Genomic DNA, 17,943 nt, shown 5'->3' on the forward strand with positions numbered 1-17,943 from the left:
GTATCCGAGAAGAAGTGGGGCGGGTGAAGAACGTCCGTCAGGCCTGAACGCCGAAGGGCAAAGTGAACCTGATGTCGCCCTCGACGATGTCGCGCATGTCCGGGATGTCGTTGCGGAACTGGAGCGTCCGCTCGAGACCCATTCCGAACGCGAATCCGGTGTAGACCTCGGGATCGATGCCACTGGCCTGCAACACCTTCGGGTTGACCATTCCGCAGCCACCCCACTCGACCCAACCGGCCCCGCCCTTCTTCTTCGGGAACCACACGTCGACCTCGGCCGACGGCTCGGTGAACGGAAAGTAGTTGGGGCGCATGCGTGTACGGGTGTCGTTGCCGAACAACGCCTTCGCGAACGCATCCAGTGTGCCGCGCAGGTGCGCCATGGTCAGGCCCTTGTCGATCGCAAGACCCTCGACCTGATGGAAGACCGGAGTGTGCGTCGTGTCGAGTTCGTCCGTGCGGAACGTCCGTCCCGGGCAAACGACGTAGATCGGAACCTCACGCGAGAGCATCGACCGGACCTGCACCGGGGAGGTATGAGTACGCAGAACCTGACGCGAACCCTCCGGCGCGATGTGGAACGTGTCCTGCATCGTGCGTGCCGGGTGGTCGGGCAGGAAGTTCAGCGCGTCGAAATTGAAGTGTTCGGTCTCGACCTCGGGGCCTTCTTCGACCTCCCAGCCCATTCCGACGAACACATCGGCAACCTGTTCGGCGATGATCGTGATGGGGTGCCGAGCACCGACGGGAGCTCGGTCGGTCGGCAGTGTCACGTCGATGGTTTCCGCGACCAGGATCGCTGCGTCACGCTCGGCCGACAGCACGGCGCGTCGCTCGTCGAAGGCCTTCTGCACTCGATCACGCGCTGCCTTGACGCGTTTGCCCGCGTCCGCCTTCTGGTCCCCCGGGATCGCACCGAGCGCGCGCTGCGCCAGTGCCAACGGAGCCTTGCCGCCCACGTGATCGATCTTGACCTTGGTCAGAGCATCGAGGTCCGACGCGTCGGCGAACGCCTGCTCGGCCGAGTCCACTGCGGATCCGAGCGCGGACTCCTCGAGAACGGACGGATCTACCGGCTCGGGTCCGCCATCTTTCTTCGCCACGACAGCTGCACTCCTCGAGTAATAGTCGGTGTCTGCTCAGAACAGACAAGTAACGATCCTAGGTGAGACCTGCTCACGGGGTTTCGGAGCGTCGCTGCGCCCTGGCACTCGCGTACAGGCAGATCGCCGCGGCGGTCGCCAGGTTGAGGCTCTCGGCGCGGCCGTGGATCGGGATTCGAATGCGGTGATCGGCGCCGCGCGTCACGGACTCCGAGAGTCCGTGTGCCTCGTTGCCGAACAACCACGCGGTCGGTTGCATGAGCAGCTCGTCCGCGTCGTCCAAGTCCACTTCGCCATCGGCGGCCGTCGCGACGATGGTCAGACCCGCCCTGCGCAACGCGTCGATTCCGGACTCGATCGATCGCTCCCGAGCGATGGGCAGATGGAACACGCTGCCCGCCGAGGCGCGGACGCACTTGCCGTTGTGGGGATCCACCGAATCGCCCAGTAGAACGACCGAATCCGCTCCTGCCGCGTCGGCGACGCGAATCACAGTCCCGGCATTGCCCGGCTCGGCCGTCTCCACCGGTACGGCCACCAGCCGCGGTGTTCCGGCCAACGCACGGTCGATCGGGACGTCGATCAATTCGGTGACTGCGATCAAGCCCTGCGGAGTGACCGTGTCGGACAATGCCCTCGCAGCACGGTCGGTGATCGGGTGAACTCGTGCGCCACCCGCCTCGATGGACGTGATGAGGTCATGGTGGCGCTCGAGAGCATCCGCGGTGAAGAACAGCTCACGAACCAACCGGGACCGGGCCGCCTCGGACACCGCATTGAAGCCTTCGGCCAGAAAGAGCCCGGTCTTCTTGCGTTCTGCGGCTCGAGCGAGCTTGACGGCCGAAACGACCCGCGGAGTTCGCTCGGTCAGCGAATCCACGGGCCGTTTCGGTGTTGAGTCGTCGTACGTCGACTCGCTCAGGCTGCTTCTCCGGCCGGAGCGTTGACATCGGCAGGCAGCGCGGCCTTGGCGATGGCGACCAGGCTTGCGAACGCCGCAGCATCCGACACAGCGAGCTCGGCGAGGATCTTGCGGTCGACCTCGACGCCTGCGGCCTTGAGGCCCTGGACGAAGCGGTTGTACGTGATGTCGTTGGCGCGAGCTGCAGCGTTGATACGCGTGATCCACAGCTTGCGGAAGTCACCCTTGCGCGCGCGGCGGTCCCGGTACGCATAGGTCAGCGAGTGGAGCTGCTGCTCCTTGGCCTTGGTGTACAGACGTGAGCGCTGTCCGCGGTAGCCCTTGGACGCTTCGAGAATCGAACGGCGCTTCTTCTGGGCGTTGACGGCCCTTTTTACGCGTGCCACTGGTGAATCCTGTCGATCTGGGGGTGTGTGAAACCCCGAATGGTAATGGGATGAAGCCGACCGAAATCAGTCGGCGGCGGGCCGAATCAGATGCCGAGCAGGCGCTTGATCCGCGGCACGTCGGCCTTCTTGACAACGGCGACACCATCGAGGCGACGAGTCACCTTGGTGGGCTTGTGCTCGAGCAGGTGGCGACGGCCGGCCTTCTGGCGCAGGATCTTGCCGCTGCCGGACACCTTGAATCGCTTCTTGGCACCACTGTGGGTCTTCTGCTTGGGCATGAAATCCTCTTCTTCTGTAATAGCTCTTCGGTGTTGCATGGCACAGCCGTACATCGCTACGGACCAGCTGTGTACCGAAGCAGGTGTAGGGCTGTCTTACTGGTAGAGCGCGAGGCTCAGTTGGTCTGCGCCGGAGTAACCGGAGCTGCTGCGGCCGGTGCTTCGGCAGCCGGGGCTGCATCGGCGGGCTGTTCCGGCGCGGGGGCCGGTGCGCGCTGCGCGGGCGGAGCCGCTGCGCTCTCCTGTGCCTTGACGCGAGTCTTGGCACCCTTGTGCGGTGCCAACACCATCGTCATGTTGCGGCCGTCCTGCTTGGCCGAGGTCTCCACGAAGCCGAGCTCCGCGACGTCCGCGCCCAGGCGCTGCAGCAGACGGAAGCCGAGCTCGGGACGCGACTGCTCGCGACCGCGGAACATGATGGTGACCTTGACCTTCGAGCCGGCTTCGAGGAAGCGAACGACGTTGCGCTTCTTCGTCTCGTAGTCGTGCGCGTCGATCTTGGGACGGAGCTTCTGCTCCTTGATGACGGTGAGCGTCTGGTTCTTGCGCGATTCGCGCGCCTTCTGCGCAGCCTCGTACTTGAACTTCCCGTAGTCCATGATCTTGCAGACCGGCGGACGTGCGTCGGGAGCTACTTCTACAAGATCGAGGTCGGCTTCGAGAGCCAAGCGGAGTGCATCTTCAACACGCACGATCCCCACCTGTTCACCACCCGGTCCGACAAGCCGGACCTCGGGAACTCGGATGCGATCGTTGATGCGGGTCTCAGTGCTGATGGGGCCTCCTAGGTAGTGCGGTGTGGTGTGCAACCCGACCGCCTGCCACTGGCACAGCCCGTCGCCGTCGATCCTCGACATTCCCCGCAGCGATGTGAACCGCTGCAACGAAAAAACCCTGCTTTCGGTGTGATCCGATAGCAGGGCCCGATGTCGACCGGTCGACCCGCACGACAACTGTCGCCGTACAGTCTCCTCACTGGGAGGAAGCACGCAGGAGGCCGGTGAGGACTTCCTTCGTGCGACCGGACCGGGAAGTAGCTTTTTGAAGGCTACGTGCCGGTGGGAGTCGGGCTCCACTTGCTGCCTCCGTGCGGTGAACTCCATCGAGGAGCGCACGCCGAAGACGGTCGTCAAGTTACACTACCAGCCGATTCGAGAAACCGACAATCGAGCTCGATCGTCCCCGACAGCGTCGGCACCCGATTCTCCCCGCTGCAGCCGGCGTGGGATTCTCGTAGGCATGACCAGCGCCCCCACTCCCGCCGATGGCGATCCCGCGGGTGCCGACCCCGTCGGCACCGAGCCCGAAGTCCGTGAACTCGCCGAAGTCCCCGCGGTCGAGGTCATCAGCCGCGCTGCGGTGATGCTGATGAGTTCCGCAGCCGAGAAGTTGGGACTGTCCGAGCCGGATCCCGCGGAGAGCCCATACCTCGACCTCGACGAGGCACGCCGCGTCATCACCGCCTTGGCCGGCCTGGTCACCGCGTCGGTGGAATACCTCGGCCCCCATGCCGGACCCATTCGCGACGGCCTGCAGGCCCTGCAGCGCGCATTCCGGGAAGCGTCGGCCCATCCGGACGAGCCGGGAAAGGGCCCCGGCGAGAAGTACACCGGTCCGGTGCACTGAGCAGAACACCAGCCAAGTCGAGACCGACGCACGAAGCCGCATCCGGTAGTCAACGGATGCGGCTTCGTCGTTCACGGGGTCCGAATCGGACGGCTCCAGCCGACTGCAGCGCTTATCGGACGGCGGCGACCTTGCGGGGCCTACGCTTCTTCGCAGCCGCCTTCACCGGCGGGGCGACGACCGACTCCCGGGTGAGCGCCTCTTGCAGGAACTTGCCGGTGTAGCTTTCCGAGACCGCCGCCACTGCCTCCGGATCACCCTGCGCCACAACCGTTCCGCCGCCCGAGCCACCTTCGGGGCCCATGTCGATGACCCAGTCCGAGACCTTGATGACGTCGAGATTGTGCTCGATCACGATCACCGTGTTGCCCTTGTCCACCAAGCCGTTCACGACGCCGAGCAGCTTGCGGATGTCCTCGAAGTGCAGGCCGGTGGTCGGTTCGTCGAGAATGTAGACCGTGCGGCCGGTGGACCGCTTCTGCAGTTCCGCTGCCAGCTTGACGCGTTGCGCCTCGCCGCCGGACAACGTCGTTGCCGGTTGGCCGAGTCGGACGTACCCGAGACCGACCTCGACGAGTGTCTTGAGGTAGCGGTGGATCGAGGTGATGGCCTCGAAGAAGTCGGCAGCCTCCTCGATCGGCATGTCCAGGACCTCGGCGATGGTCTTGCCCTTGTAATGGACTTCGAGTGTCTCGCGGTTGTATCGCGCTCCCTCACAGACCTCGCACGGAACGTAGACGTCCGGAAGGAAGTTCATCTCGATCTTGAGTGTGCCGTCTCCCGAGCATGCCTCGCACCGGCCGCCCTTGACGTTGAACGAGAATCGACCGGGCTGATAGCCGCGCACCTTGGCCTCGGTGGTCGCCGCGAACAGCGTGCGGATCTTGTCGAACACACCGGTGTACGTGGCCGCGTTCGAGCGCGGCGTGCGTCCGATCGGCGACTGATCCACCCGCACCAGCTTGTCGAGCTGATCGAGGCCGTTGATGCGCGTGTGCCGACCGGGAACCTGGCGGGCACCGTTGAGCTTGTTGGCCATCACCGTCGCGAGAATGTCGTTGACGAGTGTGGACTTGCCCGAACCCGACACCCCGGTGACCGAGGTCAGCACACCGAGCGGGAAGCTGACGTCGATGCCACGCAGATTGTGCTCGCGGGCACCGACCACGGTGACCTGACGCTTCTTGTCCACGACACGACGGGTGTCGGGCAGCGGAATCTCCATCCGTCCGGACAGATACGCACCGGTCAGCGATTCCTCGTTGGTCAGGAGGTCCTCGTACGAACCGCTGTGCACGACGCGTCCGCCGTGCTCACCCGCCAACGGACCGATGTCGACGATCCAGTCGGAAGTACGGATGGTGTCCTCGTCGTGCTCGACGACGATGAGGGTGTTTCCGAGGTCGCGCAATCGCGTCAACGTGTCGATGAGCCGACGGTTGTCGCGCTGATGCAGTCCGATCGACGGCTCGTCGAGGACGTACAGAACACCGACGAGTCCCGATCCGATCTGGGTTGCAAGGCGGATGCGCTGCGCCTCGCCGCCGGACAGCGAGCCGGCGGTCCTGGCCAGTGACAGGTATTCGAGACCGACGTCCAGCAGGAAGCCGAGGCGAGCCTGCACCTCCTTGAGGACCTGCCCGGCGATTGCTTCCTCGCGGCGACCGAGGGTGAGGCTGTTCAGGAAATTCGCGGTGTCGGCGATCGACAATTCGCACACCTCGGCGATCGACTTCGGGCCGAAGTCGCCCGCCGCGATCGTGACCGACAGGATCTCCGGCCGCAGCCGCGCCCCGTTGCAGGTGGGACACGGCACGTCGCGCATGTAGCCGTCGTAGCGTTCCTTCATCTGCTCGGACTCGGTCTGCTCCAACCGGCGGTGCAGGAACGGCATCACACCCTCGAACTCGGCGTAGTACGACCGCGTGCGGCCGTAGCGGTTCTTGTACTTCACGTGCACCTGGTGATCGCTGCCCTCGAGGACTGCGCGCTTGACCTTGGCGGGCAACTTGTTCCACGGCGCGTTCAGGTCGAATCCCATGGCGTCGGCGAGCCCGGAGAGCAGGCGGCCGAAGTACTCCGACGTCTGGCCCATCGACCACGGTGCGATGGCACCGTCGGCGAGGCTGAGATCGCCGTCGGGAACGACCAGCTCCGGATCGACCTCCTTGCGCACGCCGAGTCCGACGCAGTCCGGGCACGCACCGTACGGCGAGTTGAAGGAGAACGACCGCGGTTCGAGATCGTCGATGGACAACGGGTGCCCGTTGGGGCAGGCGAGCTTCTCGGAGAACCGGCGCTCACGGTCCGACGCATTCTCGTCACGGTCGACGAAGTCGAGCACCACGATGCCGTCGGCCAGCCGAAGGGCGGTTTCCACCGAGTCGGTCAGACGCTGCTTCGAGCTCGACTTGACGGTGAGGCGGTCGACGACGACCTCGATGTCGTGCTTCTCCTGCTTCTTGAGCACCGGCGGGCTCGTGAGCTGATGTACGACGCCGTCGACGCGAACACGCGAGTAGCCCTGCGTGTTCAACGAGTCGAACAGGTCGACGAACTCACCCTTGCGGGTACGAACCACCGGCGCGAGAACCTGGAACTTCAGGCCCTCCTCCATGTCCAGCACCTGATCGACGATCTGCTGCGGAGTCTGCTTGGCGATCTGCTCGCCGCACACCGGGCAGTGAGCCGTTCCTGCACGCGCGTACAACAGCCGGAGGTAGTCGTAGACCTCGGTGATGGTGCCTACGGTCGATCGCGGGTTGCGGTTGGTCGATTTCTGATCGATGGAGACCGCAGGCGAGAGGCCCTCGATGAAATCGACGTCCGGCTTGTCCATCTGGCCGAGGAACTGCCGCGCGTATGCGGACAGCGACTCCACGTAGCGACGCTGCCCTTCGGCGAAGATCGTGTCGAAGGCGAGTGAGGATTTGCCCGATCCGGACAGACCCGTGAACACGATCAGCGCATCCCGCGGCAGGTCGATGTCGACTCCCCGCAGATTGTGCTCCCGTGCACCTCGCACTATCAGGCGATCCGCCACTGTGTTCCCTTCTTTCCGAACGAGCACGTCCAGCCGAGTTGCTGCGGGGCGCAGCACTGCACGACCTTCGAGTCGCGTGATGACGTGTGATGCCGACGCACCGGTCACACGTCGTGTAACCGTGGACCCCACGTCGAAAACCTGTTGTGGTGAGGGACGAACCTCACGCAGTAGCAATGGTAGATCCAGGCACCGACACACTTTTCCAGCTGCGCGACCCCGACGCCCATCATGCCGTCGACGACGGTAGCGTCCTGGAAATGGACGAGCACCTCATGGTCATCGATGACAACTACACCGGCGTCGTCTCTCAGGGCTCGCAGCCGCAGCGGCGAACGATTCCCGGAGCGACGATCACGAAGATGTCGGTCGGCCCCATGGACAACAACACCTACCTTGTCGTCTGTTCCGCAACAGGCCACTCGGTGCTGATCGACGCTGCAAACGAGGCCGACCGCATCTCGTCGCTCATCGACAGGAACGCGCCGACGCTCTCACTCATCGTGACGACTCATCAGCACGCCGACCACTGGCAGGCGCTGGCAGACATTGCCGGCGGTACGGACTCTCCGACCGCAGCCCACGAACTCGATGCAGGTCCCCTGCCTGTGGCTCCCGACCGCCTGCTCGCCGATCGGGACACCGTGTCGGTGGGAGAGCTCACGTTCGATGTGGTGCACCTGATCGGACACACTCCCGGCTCCATCGCACTCGCACTGACCGATGCCGAGGGCGCGCGCACCCACCTCTTCACCGGAGATTCTCTCTTTCCCGGTGGCGTCGGCAAGACGGGCAGCCCCGAGGATTTCACCCGTCTGCTCGACGACGTGACAGCGAAACTGTTCGACCGCTTCGACGACGAGACCGTTGTCTACCCGGGGCACGGTAAGGACACGACGCTCGGTGCCGAGCGCCCTCACCTGGACGAATGGCGCGCCAGGGGTTGGTAACGATCGGCGTGCTTGAGACCGCGAACCACGGGGTATGAATAGTGTGACAAAAGGACGCACAGCGGTAGGTTTTCGGACCGCCGTGCCGTCCATGGTTCCACCGCCGATGACACGAGAAACTACGCAGGAGGCTGTCAATGCTGGTCCGCCGTATCGCCCGTCCGCTGATGTCTACGATTTTCATCGCAGGGGGCGTCGACGCACTCCGTAATCCCACCGGCAAGGCCCAGGCCGCCACCCCGTTGATCGAGCAAGGCAAGGACGTCCTCCCCAACGAGGTCACCGCGAACGTGCCGAACGACCCGGAGACGCTGGTCCGTATCAACGGTGGAATCCAGGTCGCGGGTGGCATTCTGCTGGCCACCGGCAAGGCACCGCGCATCGCCTCGCTGGCTCTCGCCGGAAGTCTCGTACCGACGACGCTCGCCGGACACGCCTTCTGGAACGAGACCGACCCGGAGACCAAGGCTGCGCAGCGAATCCACTTCTTCAAGAACCTGAGCCTGCTCGGCGGACTGCTCATCGCAGCCGTCGACACCGAGGGCAAGCCGTCCGTCGCATGGCGTAGCAAGCGGGCAGCACGCCGCGCGCAGGAGACCGTCGTCTCGGCACTGCCGGGTCACTCCACCCATGAGACCGGTGAGCGCGTCAAGGAAATCGCAGCCGTCGCCGCGAGCCGCAGCGCCGATCTGGCCGAGGCTGCACAGCCGAAGCTGGCCAAGTTCGCCGATGCCGCCCAGCCCAAGTTGGCCAAGCTCGCCGATATCGCTACCGAGAAGGGCTCGGAGCTGGCCGACGTAGCTCAGCCGGCACTGAACCGCTGGGCTCACGTGGCCGCCGACAAGGGTTCGGTGCTCGCCGAGGAAGCACAGAAGCGTGGATCCAAGCTCGCCGAACTGGCCGCCGACCGCGGTAGCGACTTGGCCGACGAGGCACAGAAGCGCGGCTCCAAGCTCGCCGACAAGGCAGCCCATCGCGGGACCGACCTGGCGGAGCTCGCACAGAAGCGTGGCTCCAAGCTCGTCGACGTCGCTGCCGATCGTCGCGGCGAATTGGCCGATGTCGCGCAGAAGCGCGCGTCCAAGCTCGCCGATCTGGCGGCCGAGAAGGGTTCCGTCCTCGCCGACGAGGCGCAGAAGCGCGGAGTCACGTGGGCCGATCTGGCGTCCGATCGCGTCGACACGCTGAGCAAGCGCGCTCGCAAGCGCGCCGAGAAGCAGAGCAAGGAGCTCGAGAAGGTGACCGAGCAGGCTCGCGCCAAGCTCGAGAAGCGAGTTGCCAAGGCTCAGAAGAACTTGGACAAGAAGCTGCAGCAGTACGCGAAGTAATTTTTCGCAGACACCACACAGCGACGTTCGCGTAGACGGCCCTGCCCCGGAACCAGCGGTTCTGCGGCAGGGCCGTTGTGCGGCGTAGACTGCTCTGGCTGATTTCGAGGCGATATCTTCGCCTCGGCCGAACTCCCGAGGAGACCCTTTGCCGGACGACGGCCACACATCGAGCGACTCCGTGGTGCCGCTCGAAGAAGACTTAGAGCAGGCGCATCTGACGCGGCTGTACACGCAGCTCGACGCGTTACGCGAGTATGCCGCGAACCGACTGCGCGCAGTGCTGTTGGAGACCGGCGGCACCCCGCAGGCCCGCAGCGAACGGGAATCGTTCAACCAGATGTACACAGAGGACATCGCCAAGTACGACGCCGCCGAGAACGGACTGTGCTTCGGGCGCATCGACCTCGATCCCGAGACCCTCGACCCCAAGGTCGACGACCGGCCCGAGCGATACATCGGCCGCGTCGGGATTCTCGACGACAAGAACGACTACGAGACACTGCTGCTCGACTGGCGAGCACCGATGGCCCGGCCGTTCTACCTGGCGACGCCCGCCGCACCCGAAAACGTGTTGCGTCGCAGACACATTCGTACCCGCGGCCGGCGAGTGACATCGATCGCCGACGAATTCCTCGACCTGAACTCCGCCCGATCGTCGAACGATGCCGCCGTGGCAGGCGGCGTCGCGAGCGAAGGCGCGCTGCTTTCGGCGCTCGATGCCGCACGTACCGGTCAGATGAACGACATCGTCCAGACGATCCAGAGCGAGCAGGACGCGATCATCCGATCGCAGCATCGCAGTGTGTTGGTGGTTCAGGGCGGACCGGGCACCGGCAAGACTGCCGTCGCGCTGCACCGCGCCGCCTATCTGCTCTACACCTACCGTCAGCAGCTCGGTAAGAGCGGCGTGCTGATCATCGGACCCAACGCCACGTTCCTCGATTACATCGGTCAGGTACTGCCGTCACTCGGCGAGACAGGCGTGCTGCTGTCCACGATCGGCGACCTCTACCCGGGAGTCCGCGCGCAACGCGAGGACTCGGCCGTGGCGACCGAGGTCAAGGGCAGGCTGTCGATGGTGGAGGTGCTGACCCAAGCGGTACGCGACCGTCAGGAAGTTCCCGCGCAGCCCCGTCGGCTGAAGTTCGACACCTACGACATCACGCTCGATCGCAAGATCGTCACCAGGGCTCGCGGCCGTGCCCGCTCGTCCCGGCGACCGCACAACCTGGCTCGTCCGCTGTTCGTGTCCTCGGTCATCGACCAGTTGGCCAACCAATTGGCAGCGAAACTCGGACAGAACCTCGTCGACGGGTCCAGCCTGCTCAGCGCCGACGACATCGCGGACATGCGCGACGAGATGCGCGAGGACCGGGACGTCATGGCCGCCGTCGACGAACTGTGGCCGGATCTGTCTCCCCAGCAGGTTCTCCGCGACCTGTTCGCCTCGCCCGAGAAAATCGCCTCGGCCGCGCCTGCACTGGACGAGATGGAGCGCGAAGCCCTCGTCCGCCGAGGCCACGGGTTCTCGTCGGCCGACGCTCCCCTGCTCGACGAACTCGCCGAGCTACTCGGCGTCGACGACGCGGCCGAACGTGAACAGGCACAACGTCAGTGGCGCGGCCAGATCGCCGACGCCCAGGGTGCCCTGGACATCCTGACCGGTTCGGCACCTCAGGACCTCGAGGACGAACTCGACCCGGAGATCCTGATGGCCTACGACCTCATCGACGCCGATCAGCTTGCGCGACGGCAGAATTCGGGTCAACGACTCACGACGGCCGAACGGGCCGCCGGTGACCGAACGTGGACCTACGGGCACGTGATCGTCGACGAAGCGCAGGAACTCTCTGCGATGGCGTGGCGAATGGTCATGCGGCGCATACCGAATCGGTGGATGACACTGGTGGGCGATACGGCGCAGACCGGTGATCCCGCCGGTACCTCGTCGTGGGGTTCGGTTCTGGAACCGTATGTGGCCAAGCGCTGGAAGCGAACCGAACTGACGGTGAACTATCGAACACCGTCGGAGATCATGACGGTGGCACACGACGTGTTGGCTGCCATCGACCCCGAGCAGTCCGAGCCGCGGTCCATCCGCAGCACCGGGGTACGACCGTGGGCCCAACGAGTGGCACCGGACGATCTGATCACCGCGGTCGAGAAGCGAGTGGCCGAGCACCCTCGCCCAGGCCTGAGTGCCGTGCTGGTTCCCGCAGGCCACGTCGACCGATTCCGCCATCTGGCATCGGAACTGGTCACCGTATCGACGGTCAAGGACGCCAAGGGACTGGAATTCGACTCGGTGCTGATCGTCGAACCCGGTGCCATCGTGGCGGATTCGGTCAAGGGTATGAACGACCTGTACGTGGCGCTCACCCGAGCGACTCAGCGACTCGGCGTCGTGCACGCGGACGCACTACCGGGTGAGCTCTCGGCGCTGCAGCCGTTCGAGCCGGAAGCCTAGAGAACCGCATACACCACCGGCCCGCTCCGTCGATTCGACAGAGCGGGCCGGTGGTGTGTGCAGCGTGCACTCAACGGACGGTGTGCACGATCAGAACGTCGCAGGTGGACTTGCGAGCGGCGTCCGACGGAACCGAACCCAACAGACGGCCCGTCAACGAGTTCAGGCCGCGGTTGCCGACGACGAGCAGGTCACCCTTGACCTCGTCCACGAGTGCCAGCAGCGACTCGACGGGAGCACCGACGATCGCCTTCTCCTCGATGTTCTTCGCACCGGCCTTGGTGGCGTGCTCGCGCGCCGTGCGCAGAATCTCACGCGTCGGTGCCGATCCGGTGATCTGGTAGGCGTCCTCGCGCAATGCGTCGGCGGCAGCGGACGTGTCCTTCGGATCGGCCGGGTAGTACGCACAAGCGATCACCAGGGTGGCAGCGGCGTCTCCCGCCAACGCCGCGGCCTTCTCCACTGCCCGCAGTGACGATTCGGAGCCATCGGTCCCGACGACGACGGTGCGGTAGGCGCTCATTCATTCCTCCATTTGTCGGTCACACACACAGATGTGACACTTCTGCTCGAACTCGATTGGTGCAAGTCACAGGACCGAAAAACGTGGTCCGGGGACTGATTCGCTGACATTAGCCGGAACCGGCCGATCGGCACGTGAACTTGGGGAACAACACGATCCGCGCCACTCACATACATTGGTTTCCATGCCGATTCCCCGCCCGCCACTGTCGAGACGGGCCATGACTGTCGGTGCCGCCGTGATTGCGGTTCTGGCTGTAGCCGCCCTCGCATTCGTACTCCTCCCCCAGGATTCGAGCGCCGACACATCCACGCGTGATGCGCGCATCACGCTACCGGACAGCCCCGGATCGACGGGCACCGTCGACATCGACGCTCGCCTGTACGTCCCCGCCGTCACCCCCGCACCGACGGTGCTGCTCGCCCACGGCTTCGGCGGCAGCAAGGACTCGGTCGACGGCGAGGCACGTGACCTCGCAGCCCGCGGGTACACCGTGCTCGCCTACAGTGCACGCGGGTTCGGCGACAGCACGGGTTCCATCTCGCTCAACGCCCCCGACCGCGAGGTCGCCGACGCACGCGGACTCATCGACTGGCTCGCCGAACAACCGGAGGTGGAACTCGACGCCCCCGGTGACCCGCACGTCGGTGTCGCCGGCGGATCGTACGGCGGCGCACTGGCTCTGAGCGCAGGCGGCACCGACCCACGGATCGATTCGATAGCCGCAGCGATCACCTGGAACGACCTGGGTCAGGCGCTGTTCCCCAACTACGGCGTCACCTCCGCCGAGAGCCGAGAAGCCCTCGGCGACACCGCCACCCCCGCAGCTGCCGAATACGGCGGACCCGGCGTCCTCAAGCGCGGCTGGGCCGGAGTGTTCTTCGGAGTGGGCACCTCCGGTGCAGCACCGGCCGGCGACGGCAACGGCACCGGAACCGACGGCAACGAAGCCGGCACCGCCGAGCAGGCATCCGCCTGCGGACGGTTCGCACCCGAGTTCTGCGACGCCTACGCCCAGTCCGCAGTGACCGGAATACCCAGCCAACAGCTCCTCGATCTGCTCACGGCCCACTCGCCGGTCGCGGTGGCGTCGAACATCACCGCGCCGACCCTGCTGGTTCAGGGTAGCCAGGACACGCTGTTCGGTCTGGATCAGGCCGACGCGACGGCTCGTCAGATCGCGGCGGCCGGTGGGAACGTCACCGTGCGATGGTTCGACGGCGGTCACGACGCAGGTGGGACGGACGGCACGAGCGATCAGGCCATCGCCGACTTCTTCGACACGACCTTGCGTGAGAGCGATGCTGCTACAGATAGCCAGCCGTTCGTCTACTCCACTCAGCGGGCAGCCGACGAACGCGGCGGCGACCGCAACCGCCGAATGACAGCTCCTGACTACCCAGGGCTCATCCCCGACTCCGACCCCACCGAGACTCGATCGGTGACGTTCACTCCCGCTGCGGAGAACCAGTCGATCATCCGTCCGCCCGGAGCGTCGCCGTCGGCAGTCTCGTCGATACCCGGTTTGGGCTCGGTGCTCTCGACCCTGGGATCGACCGGGGCCGGAGCAGCCCTGACCGCGGACCTGCCGGGCCAGTCGGCAACGTTCACCAGCGAACCCGTCGATTCGTCCGTGACGGTCACCGGTGTGCCGCGGGTGAATCTGCGGGTGGCGTCGTTGGCCTCGCCGGGTCAAGCGGTCCTGTTCGCGAAGCTCTACGACGTCGCGCCGAACGGCACGAGAACGCTTCCGGGCGGGGCTGTCTCGGCGATCCGCCTGCCCGACACCGAGGGCATCGATCCCGTCGATGTCACCGTTGCCCTGCCGGGCATCAGCTACCTCGTCCAGCAGGGTCATCGCCTCGAACTGAGCATCTCCACCACCGATCAGGCGTACGCCGTGCCGCTCGAACCCGCACAGTTCAGCGTGGCCATGACCGACAACACCATCGCGTTGCCCACCGTCCCCGCGGAAGCGAGCGCCAACAGCACCGTTCCGGTGGCACCACTGATAGGCATCGGGATCGTCCTGCTCGCGGTCGCCGGTGCGATCGTGGCCGGGGTCGTGCGGACCAGACGCCGCGCGGTCGCCGAAGTGGACGAGAGTCTGATCGACATTCCTCTGGTGATCACCGATCTGGCCAAGACGTACTCCAACGGCTTTCGCGCAGTCGACGGCGTCAGTTTCGAGGTGAAGCAGGGCCAGGTTCTGGGTCTGCTCGGGCCGAACGGTGCAGGCAAGACCACCACCCTGCGCATGTTGATGGGCCTGATCACTCCCACCGGTGGTGACATCAGGGTCTTCGGCCACAAGGTGACGCCAGGAGCACCGGTGCTGTCCAGGTTGGGCTCCTTCGTCGAGGGGTCGGGCTTTCTGCCGCACCTGACCGGAACACAGAATCTGCGGCTGTACTGGGAAGCGACAGGTCGCCCGATGGAGGACGCCCATGTCGAGGAAGCCCTCGAGATCGCAGACCTCGGCACCGCGATCGAACGCAAGGTCAAGTCGTACAGCCAAGGCATGCGGCAGAGGCTCGCCATCGCCCAGGCCATGCTGGGGTTGCCGGATCTGATGGTCCTGGACGAGCCGACCAACGGACTCGACCCACCGCAGATCAGGACGATGCGCGACGTGCTGATCAACTACGCGAAGACCGGACGAACCGTGTTGGTGTCGAGCCATCTCCTCGCCGAAGTGGAGCAGACCTGCACCCACGTGGTCGTCATGAATCGCGGATCGGTGATCAGTTCCGGCACTGTGCGCGAACTGACCGCGGCAGGCGGACAAACGGAGATCAGGGTCGACGACGCCGCCCGCGCGCAGTCGGTGCTCGGTACCTCCGGCCACGAGGGCGCAGTGATCGTCGACGACGGCACGGTGACCGTCGACCTGACCGACGCCGATGCCGCCGTCGTGATCCGAGAGCTCGTCACCGCGGGGATCTCGGTGCGCGGATTCTCGCAATCGACGCGCCTCGAAGACGTGTTCCTCGACCTCGTCCACCGAGACACCCCAGGGTCTTCCACCAGCAAGGATCGTTCATGAGCACCACACACGCAGACGGGCGCGCTGCCGGATACACCGGCGGTAGCACCTTGCCGTTCCGTACCGAGCTACGCAGGCAACTGGGACGTCGACGCACTCAGCTGGCGATCGGCTTCCTGGCGCTGCTGCCGGTAATTCTCGCCATCGCCTTCACCGTCGGCAGCTCGAGTGCGGACTCGGATGCCGATGGGCTCATCGAGCTCGGCACCCGCGGTGGCATGAACTTCACGGTCTTCGCTCTGTTCATGTCCGTGGGCTTTCTGCTGATCGTGGTGGTGGCCCTGTTCTTCGGCGACTCGGTGGCAAGCGAAGCCTCGTGGTCGAGCCTGCGGTACCTGCTGGCCATTCCCGTGCCCAGGAGTCGACTGCTGACGCAGAAGGCACTGGTGTCGGCGACGCTGTCCAGTGTTGCGATCCTGGTGCTCGTCGGGGTGTCCCTGCTGATCGGCACCGTGATGTACGGCGCGGAATCGTTGATCACCCCGCTGGGCGAGGGGCTGCCCTACGGCACCTCACTGGTTCGGCTACTGATCGCGGTCGCGTACATCGGCATCAACCTGCTGTGGGTCGCGGGCCTGGCCATGCTGCTGTCCGTGCTCACCGACGCCCCTCTCGGGGCCGTCGGCGGTGCGGTGATGACGTCGATTCTGATGCAGATTCTCGACCAGATCACGGCACTGGGATCACTCCGCAACTACCTGCCCGGGCACTACGCCAATTCGTGGATCGATGCATTCGGCACGAGCATCGACTGGAACGACATGGTGGTCGGTTCGTTCTCGGCCGTCACGTACGCAGCCGTGTTCGGGTTGATCGCGTGGCGACGTTTCGGCACCAAGGATATCACCAGCTGAGGCGGCCTACTTCTTCTTGATTGCGGGCCCGAAGACACCCTCGGGAATGACGCCCGCACCGACGATCGTCTCGCGCCACGGCGTCGCGAGCGAAACCAGCCGAGCGGCACCGTCCTCGCCGAGGGCGGCCCACGGTGCAACTGCGAGGTCGTTGGTGATGTCCTCGACCAACGTACGGAGATCTTTCCCGTCCTGGGTCAGCGCACCGTCGGACGAGAGCAGCTCACGGTCGGCCAGAGACGCGACCGCCCCGTCCCACTGCTCGGTCGACCATCCGCGACGCTTGCGGGCGAACTCCTTCTCGAAGCCGTAGCCGGTGGCGGTATGGGTGATGAGTGCTTCGAGACCGCTCAGTCCCGCCGTCTGCAGCGCCGCGAGGTGACCGTCGCCGCGGTATTCGCGGATCAGAGTCAGGGCGTGCCACAGCACGAGATGCGGAGCTGTCGGCCAGTCGAGCTCGGCATACGCGGCGTACAGGGGTCGGCCGTCGTCACCGGGAATGCCACGGGCTGCGATCGATGCCAGGTCTGCGGCCTCGGCCATGTCCGCGGACGTCAGGACCTCGGGCCCGAGCAGTCGGGCGAAGGCGGCATCGAGCGTGTCGTACCGGATTGCCATGATCTCGTCGGGCGACGCGATATCCCAGGCGGCCGGAATGAGCGGCGCGATCAGTTCACGATTGAAGTTGTAGAACGTAGCGGTGACGACACCTGCACCGACCCGCCCCAGAGGCGCTGCCCGGCCCGCGAAATAGCAGGCCCGCGGCGGCAACCCTGCGGCGACGAGAGCGTCCTGCGTCTCCGGAAGGAAATAGGTCATCGAGTGAATGAGCTCGAGCGCGCGAGAGGTGCGGCCGGCGGTGGTTGCGTCCATCGTTGAACCGTAACCGAACCTATTTGAGGCCTGCCGCATCCATCCCGCGCAGCTCCTTCTTCAGATCCTGGATCTCGTCGCGCAGTCGGCCGGCGAGCTCGAACTTGAGCTCGCGTGCCGCGTTCATCATCTGATCGGTCATGTTCTTGATCAGATCGGCCAGTTCGGCGCGGGGCATCGACGAGACGTCCTGGCCCTCGTACACCCCGGTGCTGACCGACCGGCCCGCCTCGCCCTGCGCTCGCCGACCCCGGCTGGAGTTGCGCCCGGATCCCCCGACTTCGACGACCGACTCGGTGTCCTCGGCTTCCTGGTACACCTGGTCGAGGATGTCGGCGATCTTCTTGCGCAGCGGCTGAGGGTCGACGCCTCGTTCCTTGTTGTACGCGATCTGCTTCTCACGCCGACGCTCGGTTTCCTCGATCGCGTAGGTCATGGAGTCGGTCATCTTGTCGGCGTACATGTGGACCTCGCCGGAGACGTTTCGGGCGGCACGGCCGATGGTCTGGATGAGGCTGGTGCCGCTCCGGAGGAAG

At 65.4% G+C, this 17,943-nt stretch carries 15 protein-coding genes; 6 read left to right on the forward strand and 9 right to left on the reverse strand.

The window, feature by feature from the left end; genetic code table 11:
* Window positions 1-37 precede the first annotated feature (37 nt).
* The 5 genes from pheS to infC all read right to left on the reverse strand — a co-directional run bounded on the left by pheS (window position 38) and on the right by infC (window position 3,551).
* Window positions 38-1,105 carry a phenylalanine--tRNA ligase subunit alpha gene (gene pheS, locus CH256_RS07380; protein WP_068283211.1) on the reverse strand — a complete coding sequence of 356 codons (1,068 nt, stop codon included), beginning with the start codon at window positions 1,103-1,105 and terminating at the stop codon, window positions 38-40.
* A 73-nt stretch (window positions 1,106-1,178) separates the two neighbouring features.
* Window positions 1,179-1,985: a TrmH family RNA methyltransferase gene (locus CH256_RS07385; protein WP_094669221.1), complete on the reverse strand. Its 807-nt coding sequence runs from the start codon at window positions 1,983-1,985 to the stop codon at window positions 1,179-1,181.
* A gap of 38 nt (window positions 1,986-2,023) precedes the next feature.
* Window positions 2,024-2,413 (reverse strand): 50S ribosomal protein L20, encoded by a 390-nt coding sequence (rplT, locus tag CH256_RS07390; RefSeq protein ID WP_032378959.1) that lies wholly within the window; start codon window positions 2,411-2,413, stop codon window positions 2,024-2,026.
* An 86-nt stretch (window positions 2,414-2,499) separates the two neighbouring features.
* A complete protein-coding gene (gene rpmI / locus CH256_RS07395; protein ID WP_008715923.1) occupies window positions 2,500-2,694 on the reverse strand; it encodes a 50S ribosomal protein L35 in 195 nt (64 codons plus the stop codon).
* 116 nt (window positions 2,695-2,810) lie between these two features.
* Window positions 2,811-3,551 (reverse strand): translation initiation factor IF-3, encoded by a 741-nt coding sequence (gene infC, locus CH256_RS07400; RefSeq protein ID WP_373454785.1) that lies wholly within the window; start codon window positions 3,549-3,551, stop codon window positions 2,811-2,813.
* 382 nt (window positions 3,552-3,933) lie between these two features.
* Here infC and CH256_RS07405 point away from each other — a divergent pair, with 382 nt between their 5' ends.
* Window positions 3,934-4,320, forward strand: coding sequence for a DUF1844 domain-containing protein (locus CH256_RS07405; protein ID WP_068050975.1), 387 nt, complete (start codon window positions 3,934-3,936; stop codon window positions 4,318-4,320).
* Between the two features lie 112 nt (window positions 4,321-4,432).
* Here the strand turns inward: CH256_RS07405 and uvrA are convergent, their stop codons facing one another.
* Entirely contained in the window at window positions 4,433-7,363 is a 2,931-nt protein-coding gene (gene uvrA, locus CH256_RS07410; protein ID WP_094640381.1) for an excinuclease ABC subunit UvrA, read from the reverse strand.
* Window positions 7,364-7,623: 260 nt separating this feature from the next.
* Here uvrA and CH256_RS07415 point away from each other — a divergent pair, with 260 nt between their 5' ends.
* The 3 genes from CH256_RS07415 (at window position 7,624) to CH256_RS07425 (ending at window position 12,111) form a co-directional block, all read left to right on the forward strand.
* The gene (locus tag CH256_RS07415) at window positions 7,624-8,313 is read left to right on the forward strand and encodes an MBL fold metallo-hydrolase (RefSeq protein ID WP_094669222.1); all 690 of its coding nucleotides are present in this window, start codon (window positions 7,624-7,626) and stop codon (window positions 8,311-8,313) included.
* A gap of 137 nt (window positions 8,314-8,450) precedes the next feature.
* Window positions 8,451-9,641, forward strand: coding sequence for a DoxX family protein (locus CH256_RS07420; RefSeq protein ID WP_068050978.1), 1,191 nt, complete (start codon window positions 8,451-8,453; stop codon window positions 9,639-9,641).
* Window positions 9,642-9,789: 148 nt separating this feature from the next.
* A complete protein-coding gene (locus tag CH256_RS07425) occupies window positions 9,790-12,111 on the forward strand; it encodes a HelD family protein (RefSeq protein WP_094669223.1) in 2,322 nt (773 codons plus the stop codon).
* 70 nt (window positions 12,112-12,181) lie between these two features.
* On the opposite strand, the gene CH256_RS07430 is transcribed toward CH256_RS07425, so the two are convergent.
* Window positions 12,182-12,634, reverse strand: coding sequence for a universal stress protein (locus CH256_RS07430; protein ID WP_068050983.1), 453 nt, complete (start codon window positions 12,632-12,634; stop codon window positions 12,182-12,184).
* Window positions 12,635-12,818: 184 nt separating this feature from the next.
* On the opposite strand from CH256_RS07430, the gene CH256_RS07435 reads away from it, so the two are divergent.
* Window positions 12,819-15,680 (forward strand): alpha/beta fold hydrolase, encoded by a 2,862-nt coding sequence (locus CH256_RS07435; protein WP_094669224.1) that lies wholly within the window; start codon window positions 12,819-12,821, stop codon window positions 15,678-15,680.
* Window positions 15,677-16,534: an ABC transporter permease gene (locus CH256_RS07440; protein WP_094640078.1), complete on the forward strand. Its 858-nt coding sequence runs from the start codon at window positions 15,677-15,679 to the stop codon at window positions 16,532-16,534. Before CH256_RS07435 ends, CH256_RS07440 begins: the two co-directional genes overlap by 4 nt.
* Window positions 16,535-16,540: 6 nt before the next feature.
* Here CH256_RS07440 and CH256_RS07445 read toward each other — a convergent pair whose 3' ends face one another.
* Together CH256_RS07445 and CH256_RS07450 are read right to left on the reverse strand one after the other, a co-directional pair.
* A complete protein-coding gene (locus CH256_RS07445) occupies window positions 16,541-17,407 on the reverse strand; it encodes an SCO6745 family protein (protein ID WP_094640079.1) in 867 nt (288 codons plus the stop codon).
* A 19-nt stretch (window positions 17,408-17,426) separates the two neighbouring features.
* The coding region (locus CH256_RS07450) for a UvrB/UvrC motif-containing protein (protein ID WP_179272026.1) at window positions 17,427-17,943 on the reverse strand (517 nt) is incomplete at its 5' end.

The organism is Rhodococcus sp. 05-2254-6, from assembly GCF_002258565.1.
GTDB lineage: Bacteria > Actinomycetota > Actinomycetes > Mycobacteriales > Mycobacteriaceae > Rhodococcoides.

Bases quoted from the DNA above. Each gene is read 5' to 3' on its own strand.
- CH256_RS07435 (WP_094669224.1), top strand. From the start codon at position 12,819: ATGCCGATTCCCCGCCCGCCACTGTCGAGACGGGCCATGACTGTCGGT.
- CH256_RS07415 (WP_094669222.1), top strand. From the start codon at position 7,624: ATGGACGAGCACCTCATGGTCATCGATGACAACTACACCGGCGTCGTC.
- CH256_RS07445 (WP_094640079.1), bottom strand. From the start codon at position 17,407: ATGGACGCAACCACCGCCGGCCGCACCTCTCGCGCGCTCGAGCTCATT.
- CH256_RS07430 (WP_068050983.1), bottom strand. From the start codon at position 12,634: ATGAGCGCCTACCGCACCGTCGTCGTCGGGACCGATGGCTCCGAATCG.
- rpmI (WP_008715923.1), bottom strand. From the start codon at position 2,694: ATGCCCAAGCAGAAGACCCACAGTGGTGCCAAGAAGCGATTCAAGGTG.
- infC (WP_373454785.1), bottom strand. From the start codon at position 3,551: ATGTCGAGGATCGACGGCGACGGGCTGTGCCAGTGGCAGGCGGTCGGG.
- CH256_RS07405 (WP_068050975.1), top strand. From the start codon at position 3,934: ATGACCAGCGCCCCCACTCCCGCCGATGGCGATCCCGCGGGTGCCGAC.
- CH256_RS07440 (WP_094640078.1), top strand. From the start codon at position 15,677: ATGAGCACCACACACGCAGACGGGCGCGCTGCCGGATACACCGGCGGT.
- CH256_RS07420 (WP_068050978.1), top strand. From the start codon at position 8,451: ATGCTGGTCCGCCGTATCGCCCGTCCGCTGATGTCTACGATTTTCATC.